The sequence below is a fragment of the Thiothrix winogradskyi genome (assembly GCF_021650935.1).
Classification (GTDB): Bacteria; Pseudomonadota; Gammaproteobacteria; order Thiotrichales; family Thiotrichaceae; genus Thiothrix; species Thiothrix winogradskyi.
On sequence record NZ_CP091244.1, the window covers coordinates 726,664 to 744,629 of the forward strand.

18 protein-coding genes are annotated in these 17,966 nt (G+C 51.8%); 7 read left to right on the forward strand and 11 right to left on the reverse strand.

What is annotated here, in order from left to right:
* Positions 1-115: 115 nt before the first annotated feature.
* From dapF to xerC, 3 genes are read left to right on the forward strand one after another with little or no spacing between them, the layout of a single operon-like run.
* Positions 116-955, forward strand: a complete 840-nt coding sequence (gene dapF / locus L2Y54_RS03855) for a diaminopimelate epimerase (protein WP_236499921.1) — start codon at positions 116-118, stop codon at positions 953-955.
* Complete coding sequence (locus L2Y54_RS03860) at positions 952-1,671, forward strand: DUF484 family protein (RefSeq protein ID WP_236499922.1); 720 nt, start codon at positions 952-954, stop codon at positions 1,669-1,671. The genes dapF and L2Y54_RS03860 overlap by 4 nt, the downstream gene beginning before the upstream one ends.
* Positions 1,672-2,589 carry a tyrosine recombinase XerC gene (gene xerC, locus L2Y54_RS03865; RefSeq protein ID WP_236499923.1) on the forward strand — a complete coding sequence of 306 codons (918 nt, stop codon included), beginning with the start codon at positions 1,672-1,674 and terminating at the stop codon, positions 2,587-2,589.
* A gap of 3 nt (positions 2,590-2,592) precedes the next feature.
* Here the strand turns inward: xerC and L2Y54_RS03870 are convergent, their stop codons facing one another.
* The 4 genes from L2Y54_RS03870 to L2Y54_RS03885 are packed head-to-tail and all read right to left on the reverse strand — an operon-like array spanning position 2,593 to position 4,970.
* Positions 2,593-3,201 (reverse strand): hypothetical protein, encoded by a 609-nt coding sequence (locus L2Y54_RS03870; RefSeq protein ID WP_236499924.1) that lies wholly within the window; start codon positions 3,199-3,201, stop codon positions 2,593-2,595.
* An 8-nt stretch (positions 3,202-3,209) separates the two neighbouring features.
* Positions 3,210-3,551 (reverse strand): hypothetical protein, encoded by a 342-nt coding sequence (locus tag L2Y54_RS03875; RefSeq protein WP_236499925.1) that lies wholly within the window; start codon positions 3,549-3,551, stop codon positions 3,210-3,212.
* 24 nt (positions 3,552-3,575) lie between these two features.
* Positions 3,576-4,187 (reverse strand): ankyrin repeat domain-containing protein, encoded by a 612-nt coding sequence (locus L2Y54_RS03880; RefSeq protein WP_236499926.1) that lies wholly within the window; start codon positions 4,185-4,187, stop codon positions 3,576-3,578.
* Complete coding sequence (locus tag L2Y54_RS03885) at positions 4,188-4,970, reverse strand: ATP-binding protein (protein WP_236499927.1); 783 nt, start codon at positions 4,968-4,970, stop codon at positions 4,188-4,190.
* Positions 4,971-5,189: 219 nt separating this feature from the next.
* Between L2Y54_RS03885 and L2Y54_RS03890 the strand changes: the two genes are divergently transcribed.
* Entirely contained in the window at positions 5,190-6,608 is a 1,419-nt protein-coding gene (locus L2Y54_RS03890; RefSeq protein WP_236499928.1) for a DUF4407 domain-containing protein, read from the forward strand.
* Between the two features lie 4 nt (positions 6,609-6,612).
* On the opposite strand, the gene L2Y54_RS03895 is transcribed toward L2Y54_RS03890, so the two are convergent.
* From L2Y54_RS03895 to rpmH, 7 genes are all read right to left on the reverse strand, one after another.
* The gene (locus tag L2Y54_RS03895) at positions 6,613-7,356 is read right to left on the reverse strand and encodes a YdcF family protein (RefSeq protein ID WP_236499930.1); all 744 of its coding nucleotides are present in this window, start codon (positions 7,354-7,356) and stop codon (positions 6,613-6,615) included.
* Positions 7,353-8,303 carry a lipoyl synthase gene (gene lipA, locus L2Y54_RS03900; RefSeq protein ID WP_236499932.1) on the reverse strand — a complete coding sequence of 317 codons (951 nt, stop codon included), beginning with the start codon at positions 8,301-8,303 and terminating at the stop codon, positions 7,353-7,355. Before lipA ends, L2Y54_RS03895 begins: the two co-directional genes overlap by 4 nt.
* 248 nt (positions 8,304-8,551) lie before the next feature.
* Positions 8,552-10,219, reverse strand: coding sequence for an ATP-binding protein (locus L2Y54_RS03905; RefSeq protein ID WP_236499934.1), 1,668 nt, complete (start codon positions 10,217-10,219; stop codon positions 8,552-8,554).
* A gap of 2 nt (positions 10,220-10,221) precedes the next feature.
* Positions 10,222-11,562 carry a tRNA uridine-5-carboxymethylaminomethyl(34) synthesis GTPase MnmE gene (gene mnmE, locus L2Y54_RS03910; RefSeq protein ID WP_236499936.1) on the reverse strand — a complete coding sequence of 447 codons (1,341 nt, stop codon included), beginning with the start codon at positions 11,560-11,562 and terminating at the stop codon, positions 10,222-10,224.
* 55 nt (positions 11,563-11,617) lie between these two features.
* The gene (gene yidC / locus L2Y54_RS03915; protein ID WP_236499938.1) at positions 11,618-13,303 is read right to left on the reverse strand and encodes a membrane protein insertase YidC; all 1,686 of its coding nucleotides are present in this window, start codon (positions 13,301-13,303) and stop codon (positions 11,618-11,620) included.
* 26 nt (positions 13,304-13,329) lie between these two features.
* On the reverse strand, positions 13,330-13,734 hold the full coding sequence (rnpA, locus tag L2Y54_RS03920; protein ID WP_236499941.1) for a ribonuclease P protein component: 405 nt from the start codon (positions 13,732-13,734) through the stop codon (positions 13,330-13,332).
* A 15-nt stretch (positions 13,735-13,749) separates the two neighbouring features.
* Positions 13,750-13,884 (reverse strand): 50S ribosomal protein L34, encoded by a 135-nt coding sequence (rpmH, locus tag L2Y54_RS03925; protein WP_002708931.1) that lies wholly within the window; start codon positions 13,882-13,884, stop codon positions 13,750-13,752.
* Positions 13,885-14,117: 233 nt separating this feature from the next.
* Here rpmH and dnaA point away from each other — a divergent pair, with 233 nt between their 5' ends.
* The 3 genes from dnaA (at position 14,118) to recF (ending at position 17,963) form a co-directional block, all read left to right on the forward strand.
* Entirely contained in the window at positions 14,118-15,512 is a 1,395-nt protein-coding gene (gene dnaA / locus L2Y54_RS03930) for a chromosomal replication initiator protein DnaA (protein ID WP_236499944.1), read from the forward strand.
* 225 nt (positions 15,513-15,737) lie between these two features.
* Complete coding sequence (gene dnaN / locus L2Y54_RS03935) at positions 15,738-16,847, forward strand: DNA polymerase III subunit beta (protein ID WP_236499946.1); 1,110 nt, start codon at positions 15,738-15,740, stop codon at positions 16,845-16,847.
* 18 nt (positions 16,848-16,865) lie between these two features.
* Positions 16,866-17,963 carry a DNA replication/repair protein RecF gene (gene recF, locus L2Y54_RS03940; protein ID WP_236499947.1) on the forward strand — a complete coding sequence of 366 codons (1,098 nt, stop codon included), beginning with the start codon at positions 16,866-16,868 and terminating at the stop codon, positions 17,961-17,963.
* Positions 17,964-17,966 lie beyond the last annotated feature (3 nt).

Sequence of the window (17,966 nt, forward strand, 5' to 3'; positions counted from 1 at the left end):
TGATCTTGCGATTAATGTGATGCGATCCGAAAAATTGAGTGATGTAACATATCACCAAAATTGCTGTATCGCTATATGTTTGTATACTAATGCTTTCGTCAATAGGAAATTCGGTATGGCAGGCGGCGAGCTTCATTTCACCAAAATGCAGGGTTTAGGCAATGACTTTGTGGTGCTGGATGGGATTAATCAGCGGGTAAACTTGAGTACCACACAAATTAAACACATCGCTGACCGCCATTTCGGGGTTGGGTGTGATCAATTATTGCTGGTAGAAGCCTACGCGGGCGAAGATGCGGAATTCCGTTACCGTATTTTCAATGCTGATGGCGGTGAGGTGGAACAATGCGGTAATGGGGCGCGTTGTTTTGCGCGTTTCGTGTATGATCAAGGTTTGACTCGCCATACCACTATCCCGGTCATGACTGCCAGCGGGCGCATTGTGTTATACATTCAAGCCGATGGACACGTAACGGTGAACATGGGTGTGCCGGTATTAGCACCTGCACAAATACCGTTCGTTTCCGCTCGGCAGCAAACACTTTATACTGTGGACGCGGCTGGTGAAAGCCTTGCGTTAGCGGCTGTATCAATGGGCAATCCCCATGCTGTGCTGCAAGTGGCAGATGTGGATAACGCCCCCGTCGCAACCTTAGGTGCCTTGTTGGAAAGCCACCCCGCCTTTCCCAAGCGGGTCAATGTCGGTTTTATGCAAGTGGTGGCGCGTGACCACATCCGTTTACGGGTGTTCGAGCGCGGGTGTGGCGAAACACTGGCTTGTGGAACCGGGGCGTGCGCCGCCGTGGTTGCCGGGCGCTTGCAGGGCTTGTTGGCTGAGCACGTTAGCGTCAGCTTACCCGGTGGCGAGTTACGGATTCAGTGGCAAGGTGAAGGACAGCCGGTAGCGATGACCGGCCCGGCAGTAACGGTATTCAAGGGAACTCTTAACCTATGAAAACAGCAGATGGACAGGGTGATCAGGGCATCAGCGCCGAGCAGGTAGCAGCTTGGTTGCGCCAGCACCCCAATTTTTTTCGTGAACATGAAGACGTGCTGGATGGTTTAAGCATTCCACATTTGCATACCGGCGGGGCAGTGTCGCTGCTGGAACGTTTGGTGCAACGCCAGCGTGACCAGTACCGTGAATTGCAGGAACGTCAAAGCGACATGCTGAAAGCGGCGCGTGACAGTGAGCACGTGATTGCCCGCTTGCATCATTTGGCGCTGGAATTGATGACCTGTGACAGCCTCGATGATGTGGTGGGAACCTGTAACAATATGCTGCGCGGTGACTTTAAAGCCGACAATGTGGTGTTACGCTTGATCGGGCATGGGCGCACGCGGGATGGTCTCCACTTCATTGACCCCGATGATAAATACCTCAAGCAACTCTCCACCCTGTTCCGCAAACGCCAGCCAGTGTGTGGACGTTTACGCCCGCGCCAGCAAATATTTTTGTTTGGCGACGAGGGGGCATCCATTAAATCAGCGGTGTTGATTCCCTTATTTGAAGCGCGTGAAATCGGAGTGCTGGCACTGGGCAGCGAAAACGAAGCCCGTTTTTACCCCGGCATGGGCACATTATTCATTGGGCAACTCGGCGGGCTGGTAGCACGTGCGTTAGCGCGTTATCTGGAACCGCCCTTGCATACCGTTGAGATGGGGTCTTAGGTGGCGCTACCTGAGGTTCTGGATGCGATTCTGGCGCGTTATCACCACCATTTGTTCAGTGAGAAACGCTATTCACCGCGCACAGTCAGCAGTTACGAACACGATTTAAACGATTTCATCACATGGCTGGAACAACAGGCAGGTGCGGCTGAAGTACCCTCCCCGCTGACCATCCAAACTTGGCAAGTCCGCCAGTGGATCAGTCACCTACACCGCAAAGGCTTGTCGGGCAAAAGCCTGCAACGCAAGCTGTCTTCGATCCGGCGTTTCTACCGGTTTTTATTGCGCGAAAATCTGATCGAAAATAACCCGGTCGTGGATGTGCAATCGCCGAAACATGCCCGCAAATTGCCCGACACTTTGGATGCCGATACCTTGGAACGGCTGTTGAACATCGAGTCGGACGATATTTTAGCCGTGCGCGATCGTGCTTTGATGGAATTGCTGTATTCCTCTGGGTTACGCTTGGCAGAACTGGTGGGGCTGGATCTTCACGATGTCGATCAACGCCAGCAACAAGTACGCGTGCTCGGCAAAGGCAATAAAGAACGTTACATACCCGTTGGGCGCACGGCATTAGCCGCAGTAGCCAAGTGGGTGCAGCAGCGGGCTATGTTGGCAGCACACGGCGAACCGGCCTTGTTTGTCAGCAAACGCGGCACGCGCTTGCACCCACGCAGTGTGCAATTCCGTCTGAATCACTGGCGCTTGCAACAAGGTTTGGAACAGCACGTCCACCCACACAAATTGCGCCATTCCTTCGCCAGTCATGTATTGGAATCGTCGGGGGATTTACGGGCGGTGCAAGAAATGCTGGGTCATGCTGACATCAGCACCACCCAGATTTACACGCATTTGGATTTTCAGCACCTTGCGACGGTGTATGATAAGGCACACCCACGTGCCAAGAAAAAGTAGAGGCTAGTCTTCCATCAACCAAATGGAATGGACGGTAGCAGACGACGCGGCAATATTGGTAATCGCTTCACCACCAGGGTAAACCCCCGCCGGACCATCGTTAGCAATGACTTGAAACACCATCGTCACCGGGGCGTTATTGAAGGTGGCAAACTCGCGGGATTCGATTTCAGTCCACTGGATTTCTTTCAACCCCCCCAATTTTTCGCCCACACTTTGCAGGTTTTCACCGACCCTTACCCCTTGTGCCGTGACGAAACGCGGGCTAAGGATGCGGATCAGATTAGCAGTATGGGTGCTGCGATCCAGCATGATATTCATGAGGTGTTCGCCATTCATTGTCAGCGACATCCACTCAATACCATCACCGTCTGGCTCAACAGCAACCGTGACACCCGGCATAGCCGCCGGAATGTCAGTCGACAGCATTCCTAATTGAATAGCACCCGCACTGGTATCGGTAACGGGATAACGATCGAGTAGCTTTTCAGCAGAAGAACCCTTCGATTGCTGTTGAGCCGCCGTTTGTTGCGGCGCGGAACTGTCCGTCCCACAGCCATTCAGCAACAGTGGCACTAACAATAAACCAGTACTTAAGCGAGTGCGTAACATGGCTGCTCTCAGGATGGGTTCTCAAAGAAGACATAGGAAGTCGAATAGTCACTGAATTCAAAGTAAACTTTCTTCTCACCCGCATCCACAACACCGTTGAGGTTGGCATCCATAATGCCATAGCCAAAGCGGAAAGGGCGATCAACGCCACCAGTCGTACCAGCAGCAGTGGTTAATTTATCAATCTTCATGAAACGTCTGACCAGTTTATCACCGGCATACACTTCCAGCACGCCGCTAACCCCTGTCCAGTTGTTGATTTCACGCCCGATTTTATTTTGGGTTTCCTGGGTACACGCGCCCAGCCCCAATAGTATGGCAAGTGTTAACAATACGGTTGTTAATTTCATATACTGTCCTCAATAAGCATTTAATCAGTAACCTAGGATACGTGCAGTACGCAGGTCGCCTTGGTCTAGCGCCATTTGTACCGGAGTTTTTGCTGGAGTGCCAGCAGTAAGGGCTTTAGGGTCAGCACCTTGTTTAATGAGGTAATTGGCAATATCGGCACGCCCAAAACGGGCAGCATGGTGCAACGGTGTCCAGCCGGTAGCCGTTGTCGCATTAATAACGGCACCTTTGCCGACCAACAACATCACCGCCGGTAACGCGCCTGCGGCAACTGCCGCGTGCAATGCCGTTTCACCCGATGCGGTAGCAGTGCTGGGGTCGGCACCTTGTTCCAGCAAACTACGCACACTGTCGGTATTACCCGTTTGTGCCGCATCCCAGAGTTGTTTATTCAGCTCATTTTGAGAAAGGCTCGGAGCAGCAACCTCTGCTGGCGCAACCACTGCTTCAGCTTGCGCTGGAAGAGCCTCTGTTGGTGCGACCACTGGTTCAGCTTTCGCTGCCGCTTCCGGGGCAGCCGTTGCGCTGGCTTCCGTGGGGGATGCTTTGGTTTCTGAGGTAGTCGCACAACCATTGAGGCCGAGTGCTAATACCGCAAGCCCTAATAACGCAGTAGAAAACTTCTGAGCGTACATCTAATTTAAACCTGTCTGGCAATGGTTGAAAAAGTGCCGTGCGGTGCGCCCACTTTGACCACCGCGTTCAATCGCGAAAGCCAATGCTTCTTGGTGCAGCAACTCTGCATCTTGTACCCGACCTTTAAACAGTTTGTCCACTATCTCCAGATAAATGTCTTTATTCATGGAGTGGAAAGGCAGTGACAAGCCAAAACGATCCGCCAGCGAGAGTTTGTCCTCAATGGCTTCACCGGGGTGAATTTCACCGTTGAGCATACTGGTGGCAAGATTATCGGACATTTGCTCCGGCATCATGTGCCGCCGGTTAGAAGTGGCGTAAATCAACACGTTTTCAGGTGGCTTTTCCAAGGTACCTTCCATCGTGCTTTTTAACATGCGGTATTCGCCCTGACCTTCATCGAAGGTGAGATCATCGCAATAGATAATGAAACGGTGGTGAGAGTCGACAATTTCATCGGTAATATCCACCAACACGTTCAGATCATCTTTGGAAATCTGGATCATGCGCAAACCATAGGTATGGTAACGGGTTAGCACCGCCTTGATCAGCGAAGATTTACCCACGCCACGCGCACCCCAGAGCAGGGCATGGCTGGCCGGTTTGCCCCGCAAAAAATGCTCGGTATTGCGGAACAGAGCATCTTTCTGCGCATCAATGCCTTGCAAGGTATCAGGGTTCACCAAATCCACATTCCTGATGGGTTTGAGGAAATGCCGGTTGGAACGCCATACCGCTGCCAGCGTACTACGCCAGTCAATCGTCAGTTTGCCAAAAGCCATTATAACTCCCTTCGATAATGAGCCTGTGCGGATTGCCCCACGAGTTTAGCTGTTTCCGCGAAATTTTTCCGCTGCTTTCTGAAACACTTGCGTGTGACGGGTTTTAACTTTTACACAAACTGTATCTATTTACCACCGAGTGTGGTAAATAAGAAAAGCCTAACATTAGAAAATACTAATACTGAAAGCGCACCGCATGACGCGAGGAAGGTTTGCTGCATGAAACAACTCACTCAACATCCACCCGAACCCAGTTTCAAACTCAAAACCATGAGCTTTTTGATTGGGCTGTTTATTATTTTTCTGGCGGCAGCCAATGGCATTTTTACGTATTCTGGCGCGTATTTGTATCTGGAAGAGCAAGTTTACGCCATTTTATTTGCCGTCGCCGTACAGTTTGCGATTGCTATCGCGCTGTTAGCGCTGCCTTATGTGCACGGTATCGGCAAATTATCGCTGATGGTGGTGTATGCCGCTGCGTTGCTGTTATCCAGCGTAAGCGCGTATACCTACATTTATAACAGCAGTTTGCCGGGGTATAACACCGCCCACACCGTGGATACCGGCTTGAAAGCGACCCTCACCACCCGCCTTAGCGATGTGCTGGCAGTCGAACAACAATTTTTGAGCGATGCCGAAGCCAAGGTAACGGAAACCCAACGTTTGGTGGATGAAGAAGCCAAAAGCGGCGGGCGTTCCGGTTTAGGGCCGGGCAAAGGCGCTAATTATTACGCCAAGGTCGATGCTCACGACCAAGCCGTCACCGCACAAACTGCCGCCCAGCAAAACTTTACAGCCATGCGCGAACAGCTTACCCGTGTAAATCAACAATTAGCCACCGTCAGTGATGAAGCCTTGCGCGACAGTTTGCTGGTGGAAATTGCCAAACTACGCGCCCTGACCAATGCCGATGACAGCCGTACCGCGTTAACCCAATTGCTCAAACAGGATTTGGGTCAGGTACAAAACCCGGTGGAAAAAGCGCTGGCAACCCTGTTAACACCTGACGATTACTCAATCAGCGTAATCGTGGGGATCATCTGGGCAGCAGTATTTGATTTGGTGGCACTGTTTTTGGGGATTGTGCGTTATTACTTGTTAAGCCCCGGCAAACCGATATTCCAAAGCATTTACGACGGCTTATTGGGAATCGCCGTGTTTTTCATGAAGCTGTTCCACCTGCGCAAAGAAGCGGCGTTCCAATTCGATAAAGCGCCGGGTTATCGGCAACACAAGCATGAAATCCCCCTGAACTCACCGGAAGTGCAAAACTTTGCGACCCGTTTATTGGTGGGCAGCCAGATGGCATCCCCCGATGACGCCGACCCCGCCGAACCGTTACGCACCTTAATCAGCCATATTCAGCCGCTGCATTTGGAAGGGGAAACCCAGCAAGTGGGGATTCCGTTTAGCGTGGTGGAACAAGAGTCACGCCTGAAAACCTTGCTGGCAATGCTGATCCAAAGCGGGGTGCTGTTGCATCGGCGCGAAGCGGAATGTTATGTGCTGAATCCGGCAGAAAACATGGCGCAAAAGGTCATGGTGTTCATCCGCATGGGGATGCGCAACAGCCCGGACAGTTTGCTCTCGCCCGCCGCGTTTTTACTCAGCCCTGAACAGCGTCAAGCCTTGGCGTAAGCGCTTAATACCTGAACTCATACGCCAGCAGCCCAAACCATTCGTGCAGGGCTGTTTGGCTGCGAGCCAGCGCATTGGTTTGCGGAACCCACCATAACCATTCATGCCGCCAGAAATTGCTTGAACCGTAACTCAAGGAAGCGGGAAAATACTGCACCTGCCGATCCGCAAACACTTGCATGGCACGCGGCATGTGCCAAGCGTGCGTCACGACCCACGCCGAACGAATCCCAGCATCTGCCAGTATTTGATCGGTGAAGGCGGCATTTTCCCATGTCGTGTGGCTTTGGTTTTCCTGCCAGCGCAACGGCACTTGGAAGGTATTTTCCAGCACCTCACGCATAAAATTCACATCCTGATCACTGCCGGAGAACAAAATAGGTAAGCCTGTTTTGCGGTGCAAATGCGCGGCGTAATTGAGGCGCTCCAGCTCGGTACTGGCACTCATGCGCCCCGCATACTCGCTGGCTTCGAGATTGCGCTCTGCCCCCAAAATCACAATCGCTTCCGGCAAGGGCGCTTGTAACCAGAGTTCCGGCACAGGCGGGTATTGCTGTTCCAAACCCACCATGAGCTTTTCAGCCACCACTGGCAGACTCAACACCACGGCTTGCAAGATACCAGTGAATAACACGGTCAGCATTGCGCCACGCCAGCGGTAAAGCAACAACGCCAACAATACAAACACCACCAAATTGCCGGGCGGCAACAACAGGAATTCCAGCGTGCGGCTGGTGACAACGTTCATGCGCCGACAAACGTACCGGCGGCTTGCTGATCCGCGTGGTAGGAAGAGCGCACCATTGGCCCACTGGCAACCTTGGTGAAACCCATTGCCGTGGCAATGTCGGCAAGTTCCGCGAATTCATCCGGGGTAACAAAGCGGTCTACCGGCAAATGGTGGCGGCTGGGCTGCAAGTATTGCCCCAAGGTCAGCATGTCACAGTCATGGGCGCGTAGGTCTTTCAGCGTTTCAATGACTTCTTCCTTGGTTTCGCCTAAGCCCAGCATTAAGCCGGATTTGCTGGGAATGTCTGGGAACAGGCGTTTGAATTCCTTGATTAAATTCAGCGAGTATTGGTAATCCGCACCGGGGCGCGATTGTTTGTACAAACGCGGCACGGTTTCCATATTGTGGTTAAACACATCCGGCGGGGCTGTTTCGAGAATTTGCAGGGCAATCTCCATACGCCCGCGAAAATCGGGGGTGAGAATTTCGATCTTGAGCGCCGGATTCAATTCGCGGGCTTTCTGGATGCATTGAACGAAATGTTCCGCACCACCATCACGCAAATCGTCGCGGTCAACCGAGGTGATCACCACGTATTTTAAGCTCATCGCACGGATGGTTTCCGCCATATTCAGCGGTTCATCGGCATCCAACGGCAGCGGTTTGCCGTGGGATACGTCGCAGAAGGGGCAGCGACGGGTGCAAATATCGCCCATGATCATAAAGGTTGCCGTGCCGTGGGTAAAACATTCGCCAAGGTTGGGGCAGGCGGCTTCCTCACACACCGTGTGCAGCTTTTGCTCGCGCAAAATCGCTTTGAGGCGTTTGACTTCCGGGGTGGTCGGCGCTTTGGCTTTGATCCATGCCGGTTTGCGGCGGAATTCGGTGGTTGGTTCAATCTTGATGGGGATACGGGCTACTTTGTCAGCGCCACGTTCTTTATGACCGGGTTCTTTACGTTCCATAAGGTCTGCGTGTCTCGTTTGGTGGATTGTCGACACATTTTGGCATTGTCATCAGCGTAAAGAAAGCAGCAATACTTTTTACTTGCCGTAACAATTATCTAATCTCCGTCACCGTCTGGCGGATCCAATTGCCGATTTGGCTGGCATGGGGTTCCTCACGGCAGCAAACATGAAGCGTCATTTATGACAACATGGATTTCATCCGCATTCATCCGCATTCATCCGCATTCATCCGCATTCATCCGCATTCATCCGCATTCATCCGACCTGGTGTAAAAAGTAGCAATACTCGCACCTTTCATCTGTAACTGCTTTGATTGTGTTAGCTTTCTCAGCAAAGCTTTGGCTTGCCCTTCAGATAATCGGCATAGCTCCATTGCCTCACTGCGGCTGATTTGCCCGTGTTGCGCCACGTAATTCAAAATGAGTTGCTCATTCTGTAAGCTGGAAAAACCGACTTGGCGCGTGTAAGCAGCCTTATCGCCCAATGCCTGATACAACCCAGCCGATAGCGTATAAGAGCGACCTTTGGTAACGCCATGCGCTTGGATCAACCCTGCCTCATGCAGGGTTTCCAGCACTCGCTTGGCCTGATCTAGGTCTTTTTGTAAATGCTGTGCCAGCTCTTCACTGGTGATACGCCTGAATTCGCGCAACACTGCCAAGGTGATCAGGCTATCAATCGGTAACTGGCTGCCACGCTGGCTTTCCTCATCAACTACCATTTTCAGGAAATTCAGGTCAGCTTCCGCCGTACTCAACTTCAGCACAACATTGACCGTATCGGTGCGCCGGTAATCCGGTTGCGGACGACCAAAGCGCAATAACCCCCGGTAGATTAAATCCACACCACGCCCGGAACGCTCCACCAAACCAATCCGCTTCATGGCATCCGCCAAGGCGGGATTGCGCGGGCGGGGTTCGGTGGTCAGCAGGTTATGCAGTGTTACGCCTTCCACCAAGCCACCCGGATTGCTGATGGTTAAACCCTCATCATCCAGCCGCACATGCACCGCACCCAAACGGGTGTAATCACGGTGAATAATGGCATTAGCGATGGCTTCACGGAATGCCGCTCTATCGACCTGCGGCACGGGTACGCGGAACAGACCCACTTGCAGCTCACGTTCTGGGTTAAAGGGGCGAAAACTGGTTTCCAACCAATCCAACAGTTTCAGCAACGGGAAACGCCGGAACTCATTGAAACGCACGGACTCACGTTCCAACACCTGAAACGCCAATTCGTGGGTGGGGACAAACTGGCGTAAGGCGGCCTCGCGCCCCAGCAACAATAATCCCAGCAGGGTAGGTATGCGGCTACCGTCAGGGGTGCGGCGGGTCAAACCCAATGCGCCGTCCAAGGCTTCGTCATCCAGTTCCAGTAATATCCGGTCGCCACCGTAATGCTGGATATTCTGGCGCAAACGTTCACGTTCCAGCGGGTCAAAATCGCTGAGTTGCGCCCCTTGCACCGGCTGGGCCGACAAATCCAACTGACCCAAGGTGGTCGAGCGGCTGATGAAATCATGCGGCAACAGCGGGACACATTCGGGAGCGCCGTCAAACTTGAGCCGCCGCCGTAAATAAACACCTGCGGTGGTGGCGGTTGCCGAATGGGCTTGGGGTACGCTGATGCGGGCAACACGGATGCCTTGCACATCCATAACCTCCACCCTAACAGCCAGCGAAGGGGAGGTACGGGCAGCGATCAGACCAACTAACGCATTTGCCATCTGGTGGTCGGGGTGCAAGCCAGTAGGCGTACCGTCATCTTCAACACCTAGCCACAGTTCGCCACCTTCGGTATTGGCAAGGCAAATCACTGCTGCCAGCAAATCGCTATCGGGTAGTTTCTTGCGGTCACTTTTGAATTCGATAGTGAGGGTTTCGCGAGGGGGTAATGCGACGTTTTGCATGGTTACTTGCCGATACAAAACGAACTAAAAATCTCCCCCAGCAAATCATCCGGCGTAAACCGTCCGGTAATCTGCCCCAGCGCATCTTGCGCCACCCGTAACTCTTCCGCCATCAATTCGCCCGCGTTAAACTCGCGCAACTGCAACTCAGCGCGTTCCACCGCCGCCTGCGTTTCTGCCAATGCCTGCAAATGCCGCCGCCGCGCCATGAAGGTACCTTCCGCTTCGCCCTGATAACCCATCCGCGTTTTCAACTCAGCGCGTAAGGCATCAATTCCCAACGACTGTTTGGCGGAAATATACAGGTGTTCGCCTTGTTTACCGGGTGGCTTGCCACTCAAATCCACTTTATTGTGGACGGTAATGCGTGGCAGGTGAGGGGGCAAACGTGCCAAAATGTCCGCGTTTTCCGGTTCGTCATGACGGGTATCATCCACCAGCAACAGGATCAAATCCGCCTTGGCAATTTCTGCCCAAGCACGCTCAATACCAATCTTTTCCACCGGATCATCACTCTCGCGCAAGCCAGCCGTATCGACAATGTGCAGCGGCATTCCATCAAGGTTAATGCGTTCGCGCAACACATCGCGGGTCGTGCCAGCAATCTCGGTGACAATCGCGGTTTCCTGCCCAGCCAGCGCATTCAACAAACTCGACTTGCCCGCATTCGGTCTGCCCACGATCACCAGATGCATTCCGTCACGCAATAAGCTGCCTTGCCGCGCTTTCAGGAAAATCGTGTGCAATTGTTGTTTAATGCTTTCCAGTCGGTTAGTCACCGCGACATCCGCGAGAAAGTCGATTTCCTCATCAGGAAAATCCAACGCGGCTTCCACATACACCCGCAATTCAATCAAGCCCGTGAGCAACACATTCACCGCAGCGGAAAATTCCCCCTGCAAGGAACGCAATGCCGACCGCGCTGCCTGTTCCGACCCCGAATCAATCAAATCGGCAATCGCTTCGGCTTGCGCCAAATCCAGCTTGTCATTGAGGAAAGCGCGTTCGGAAAACTCACCGGGGCGAGCCAGCCGCGCACCCAATTCCACGCAACGTTTGAGCAGCATATCTAGCACCACCGTGCCGCCATGCCCTTGCAGCTCTAACACGTCTTCACCCGTGAATGAATGCGGGGCAGGGAAATACAGTGCAATACCGTCATCCAACGCCGCGCCATCGGCAGCCTTGAACAAACGGTGAACCGCCTTACGCGGGGAGGGCAGAGAGCCGAGGATACCAACGGCAAGCTCAGGAACAAGCTTGCCGGAAAGCCGAATAATCCCAACCCCACCACGCCCCGGTGGCGTGGCTACGGCAGCGATAGTGTCAGGATTGTTCCACATGAAACATTCTCTTACTCCCTCTCCCCTTGAGGGAGAGGGTTGGGGTGAGGGGTAGTTAGGCGTGCCCAACAATTTTCTTGTTAATGTACCACTGCTGAGCAATCGACAACACGTTATTGACCACCCAGTACAGCACCAAACCAGCCGGGAACCACAGGAACATGACCGTGAAAATAATCGGCATGAACTGGAAGATTTTCTGCTGCATCGGGTCAGCCGGTGGCGGGTTGAGTTTTTGCTGTACCCACATCGACGCACCCATAATCAATGGCAGCACGAAGTACGGATCCATAATCGACAAGTCTTTGTACCACAGCAACCAGGGTGCTTGGCGCAATTCCACGCTTTCCAATAGTACCCAGTACAAGCCCATGAAGACCGGAATCTGGATCAAAATCGGCAAACAACCACCCAGCGGATTAATCTTTTCCTTGCGGTAGATGTCCATCATGGCTTTTTGCTTGCCTTGCGCGTCATTCGCAAAACGCTCGTTGATCTCCTTAATCTTGGGAGCAACCGCCTTCATTTTTGCCATCGACTTATAGCTCATGGCTGAAGGGTAGAAGAACAGCAACTTAATGAACAAGGTCAAGAAAATAATCGTCCAGCCCCAGTTACCCACCACGCTGTGGATGACCTGCATCGTCCAAAAAATCGGCTTGGAAATGAAGGCGAAAATACCGTAATCAACGGTCAAATCCAGACCACTGGCGATGCCTTCAAGAATATCCTGATTTTTTGGCCCCACATAAAAACCGGTGTTGAACTTGCCGGTTGCCCCAGGTGCCACTTGTAAAACCGGGCTACGCATCCCCAGCACATAGCCTTTAGTACCCTGTACTTGGTTGACCATACTGTAATACTGGCTGGTTTCATCACGCGGTGGAATCCAAGCACTCAGGAAGTAATGCTCCTGCATGGCTACCCAGCCGCCGGTCACGGTCTCATTCAAGTTTTTGTCTTGCATATCACCGAAAGACAGCTTGCCGTAAGCCCCGTCACGGTAATAAGCACCGCCGGTATAAGCGTAGATGCCGAATAATGAACTCGTGCTATCCACATGCCCGTGCTTGAGCTGACGGTATTCCGTACCACTCCAGGTTGAGGGGGAAGCGTTGTTAATTTCATGCTCAACATTAACGAGGAAGCTACCACGTTTGAACGTGAAACGTTTAGTAACAGTAACACCATTAGCACCCTGCCATGTCAGCGGGACGACCAACTCATCCTGTCCTTCGGGCATCGTGTATTCGGTTTGTGGCGAGGTATAAGTAGCCAAATGGTCAGGAGCAAGGGTTTTAACATCCTGACCCTCTACATTCAGATGCTGTAACCCAGACTGGGCAACGTAATTGCGCCCGGTACTATCGAGAATCCGTACCAATTTATCAGGCGTATCCAAGCTCACGGGATGCGTCGGTAAGTCGACCTCCAGCACTTCACCACCACGGGTATTAATGCGTAATGCCAGCGTATCGGTACGCACAGTCAATACTTGCCCGCCACCAGTCGCATCCGCAGCAGGCGGCGTACCCGGTACACCCGTTTGCGTTGGCAGCGCAGGGACATTGCCTTGCGTCGGTACATCTTGTTGGGCAGCAGCCCCGCCATTGGCGGTGCTAGTCACAGTGCTAGCGGCGGTTGCAGGCGGTTTAGGGGCATGATCCTGTTGCCAAGTAGTCCAAATCAGGAACAACATGAAAAGCAGGGTGAGATACAGGAAGGGACGTTGCGAATCCATGGGTAAAGCAATCCGGTTATTGACGGTTAGGGTAGGGCAATTTCATTGGGGTTGCCCAGACCGGCAGAGTATAGCTTGTGCAGGCGCAACCATAAACCTTCCAGTTGCTGGAAAATGTCAGTATTACTCATTGTCAGCACCTCGGCACGGCACATAATCACCAGATCCACCGCTGGAAGGCTAGTCTGATGGTGGCGAAAGCTCTCCCGCACCAAGCGTTTGATACGGTTACGCTCATGCGCCCGCCGTAAGGCTTTTTTGGCTATCGCCATCCCTAAACGCGGAAAGCCGACGTTGTTAGCGGCGGCTCTGGCATTCAGACCATTAGCGTGCAGGCGTTTACCGTGCTGGAATACCCGTTGGAATTCAACCCCACGAGTCAGGCGCACCTCACGCGGAAAGCCTGTTATTCCTGAGTGACCTGCATCCAAAATCTTATGGAAATCTTATGGGATCAGGCGTGCACGGCCTTTAGCACGGCGGGCGCTCAATACTTTACGACCATCCGCCGTTGCCATACGGGCGCGGAAACCGTGGGTACGGGCGCGGTGGATTTTGCTCGGTTGGAAGGTTCTTTTCATGACAAGTTACCAGTTAAATCATTAAGTCAATCACTGCCATTGCTCCAAAAAATTCTCGGAATGTGGACAGCTAAAAAGGTGAGGCACATTAAGGGATTGCATGGATTTTGTCAACACTGTAATCAATAAATGCACGTAGCTTGCGCTTGTGGATAACTCTGGGGCGTGCCTATAATTCACTGTTCCAACACCGTGCTTTCTACCCGTTTCAACCACTTTGGAACCGCTTTTCTATGCTCTGGCAACAATGTTTACAGCAACTCGAACAAGAAGTCCCTAACAGTGAAATCAACACCTGGCTGCGTGCTTTGCACGCCATTGAAAAGCGTCAGGCACTGTATTTGTTAGCCCCTAATACCATTGTGCTGCAACAAGTACATGAACACTACTTGCCACGAATTGCCTTTCATGCTCGCATTCTGACAGGCGATAATGAATTCGATGTGCTGCTACAAATCGGTTCATCGGTTGCACCGCCACCACCGCGTGAAACGCCACCGCCGACTTTCCCGTCTCCACAACCACCCAAGCTATCCGACAACAACGTCCCTAACCGCGAACGGGAATGGAACTCACAGCAACCGGCTCCCATCAGTGAACGCTTTGCCAATGCTCTCAACCCGCGTATGACTTTTGCGAATTTCGTGGAAGGCAAATCCAACCAACTTGCTTGCGCCACCTCGCAACAAGTCGGGGATCATGCCGACACCGGCTATAATCCCTTGTTCATCTACGGCGGGGTTGGCTTGGGTAAAACCCATTTAATGCACGCCATCGGCAACCGCATCCTCGAATGTGACCCCAGTGCACGGGTAATTTATGTATATGCAGAACGTTTCGTCAATGACATGATTTCCGCCATCCGCAATTCCCGCATGGAAGAATTCAAGCAACATTACCGTAGCTTGGATGCACTGCTCATCGACGACATCCAATTCTTTGCGGGCAAAGACCGTTCAATGGAAGAGTTTTTTCATACCTTCAATGCACTGCTGGAAGGTCAGAAACGCATTATTCTCGCCAGTGATAAATTCCCCCGCGATCTTGAAGGTATTGAAGACCGCTTGAAAACGCGCTTTAACTGGGGGCTAACCGTACAAATCGAATCCCCTGATCTCGAAACTCGTGTGGCGATTTTGCGCAAGAAAGCTGAAGATGCTGGCTTACGCCTACCCAATGAGGTGAGTTTTTTCATCGGCAAACGTTTCCATTCCAATATCCGTGATTTGGAAGGAGCTTTACAACGAGTCATTGCCAGTATGCGGCTGAAATGTATTACGCAAGTGACTTTAGATTTCGTGCAAAATGCCCTACGCGACCAATTAGCCAGCCAAGACAAAATGGTCTCAATGGGGAACATCAAGAAAATAGTAGCGCAATACTACAACATTCGGGTAACAGACTTGGATGCGAAAAGCCGTAACCGTTCGGTAGCACGTCCTAGGCAAATGGCGATGGCACTTTCCAAAGAACTCACCAACCACAGCTTACCTGAGATTGGCGACGAATTTGGTGGTCGTGATCACACCACCGTCATACACGCTTGCCGCAAAGTAACCGAATTACGTGAATCAACACCTAAGCTGGAGGAGGACTATCGCATCCTATTTCGTACCTTAACAAGCTGAGGATAACTACCCTGATAAGTTTGTGGGTAAGTTGTGGATAACTTTTCTCGTAAAGTTACACACAACTTACCCACAAGCAGATGACCCAGTTACCCACATCTTGTTAAGCTGTGCATAAGTGCTAATTCACCTTAAGTAATCAAAAGGTTAAGAAAACTATTCACAGGTTGCTTCTTACCTTACTATTATTACTATTCTTTAAATACATTTAAGATATATTAAGTAATGAGACTAACCCAAACTCGCGAACATCTACTCGAATCCCTGCAAGCTACTTTGGGGGCTATCGAGAAACGTCATACGTCTCCCATTTTGGAAAACGTGTTGTTACGTATTCATGGCAACCAATCTTACTGGCGTGGCACTGACTTGGAATTGGAGATTGCTACTCACGCACCGATCATGGATGGTTCTGATGGAGAGATTACTCTCCCTGCCCGCAAACTCGCTGATATTTGCAAATCCCTTCCCTCTGAAAGCATTGTAAATATTGAAGTACAAACGGATAAACGCGCCCGTGTCACTGCCGGACGCAGCCGTTTTGAACTGGCTACTCTTCCCGCAAGCGAATTCCCAGAACTGGAAGACATCGGTGATGTGCATACCCTTGAACTACCAGAGAGTACCCTCAAGCATTTGCTAGAAGCAGCATCGTTTGCCATGGCCAATCAGGATGTACGTTACTACCTCAACGGTTTACTACTGGAAGTGAACCCTGATGGAGTACGTACCGTAGCAACCGACGGACACCGTTTAGCATTGTGTTTCCATACCGCCGACATGCCTGGTGTCGAGCAAAGCCGTCAATTGATTATTCCCCGCAAAGGCGTATTGGAACTGTCACGTTTGTTACGCGGCGATTGCCAAGTACCGGTACAGGTACAAAGCAGCCAAAACCATCTACGGGTACAACTGGATAATTTACGTTTCACCACCAAGTTGGTGGATGGGCGTTACCCCGATTATCGGGCAGCCGTTCCCGGTGGTGGGCAAATTCAAGTGGATCTGGATCGCAAGGCCTTTAAAGACATGCTGAATCGGGTGGCTATTCTCTCCAATGAGAAGTTCCGAGGAGTACGCCTATCGTTGAGTGAAAACAGCTTAAAGGTCGAAGCCAATAACCCTGAGCAAGAAATCGCAACGGATGAGCTGGATGTGCATTACACCGGTAGGGATTTCAGCATTGGCTTTAATGTCACCTATTTGTTGGATGCGGTAAACCATTTGGAGGGTCAAACCCTGCGGATGCATTGCAATGCACCGGAAAGCAGTGTGTTGCTCACCGACCCTGATGATGAGAGTGTGCGCAACGTCATTATGCCGATTCGCTTATAAGGTGCGGAATCCCAACACATGTGGATAAGTCGTCTTAACGTTCAACATTGCCGAGTTATCCACAACGCCACACTAACATTAAGCGAACACGCCAATGTGTTGTACGGGGATAATGCTTCCGGCAAATCCAGTGTGCTGGAAGCCCTCGCGGTATTGTCGCGTGGACGTTCATTTCGTACCCCACGGATTGCGGAAATCATTACCCGTGGGGAACACCAACTCACCGTTGCTGCCAGCGTGGAACAGGGGATTATTTCGCAAAGTTATCCACTGGGCATTACCAAGAATGCCACCGACACCCGCATTCGTATCAATCACGCGGATGTGCAACAACAAGCGGAACTCAGTACCCACGTTCCACTCACCCTGATTCACCCCGGTTCAGTCGAATTACTCACCGGCAGCCCGACTGCTCGCCGTGCATTTTTGGATTGGATTGCGTTTTATCGCTTTGCGGAGTTCAATCGAACCTGGCGGGATTATCAACGGGTGTTAAAGCAACGCAACGCCTGCCTACGCGACCCTAGGCAACGTCAAGCGCTGCCACAGTGGACGCAGCAGTTAATCGCCTTACAACCGATTCTGTGGCGTTACAGAGTCGATGCATTAGCGGCATTGCAAACGGCATTGCAAGATTGCACCGAGTTACTCACAACCGTCAGTTATCCACAGCTTGTGCTGAGCAGTGGCTTTCCTGTGGGGATTAATCCACAGGATGAGCAACAAATAGCTCAATTTTTAAGTGAAAAAACCGAACAAGAATGCAAGCAAGGTTTCACCTTGTACGGCGCACACCGTGCCGACTTACACATTCTATTGGAAGGTGTGCCTGCCCTACGCATTGCCTCACGGGGGCAACTTAAAATACTTGCCGTGGCGTTATTACTAGCACAAAGTCATGCCATTGCGGCTAATGCGACAAAACGCGGTATAATCGCCATCGACGACTTGGCATCAGAATTGGATGAGCAAAACCAGCAAGCGTTGTACAATACCCTGCGCACGACGCAGCAACAATTAATCATAACCGGCACTCATCACCAACCCCTGAAGAATTGGGTGGCAGACGCGCAGGTGTTTCAAGTGAAACACGGGCAAGTAGTTGCCGCAAACTGATCA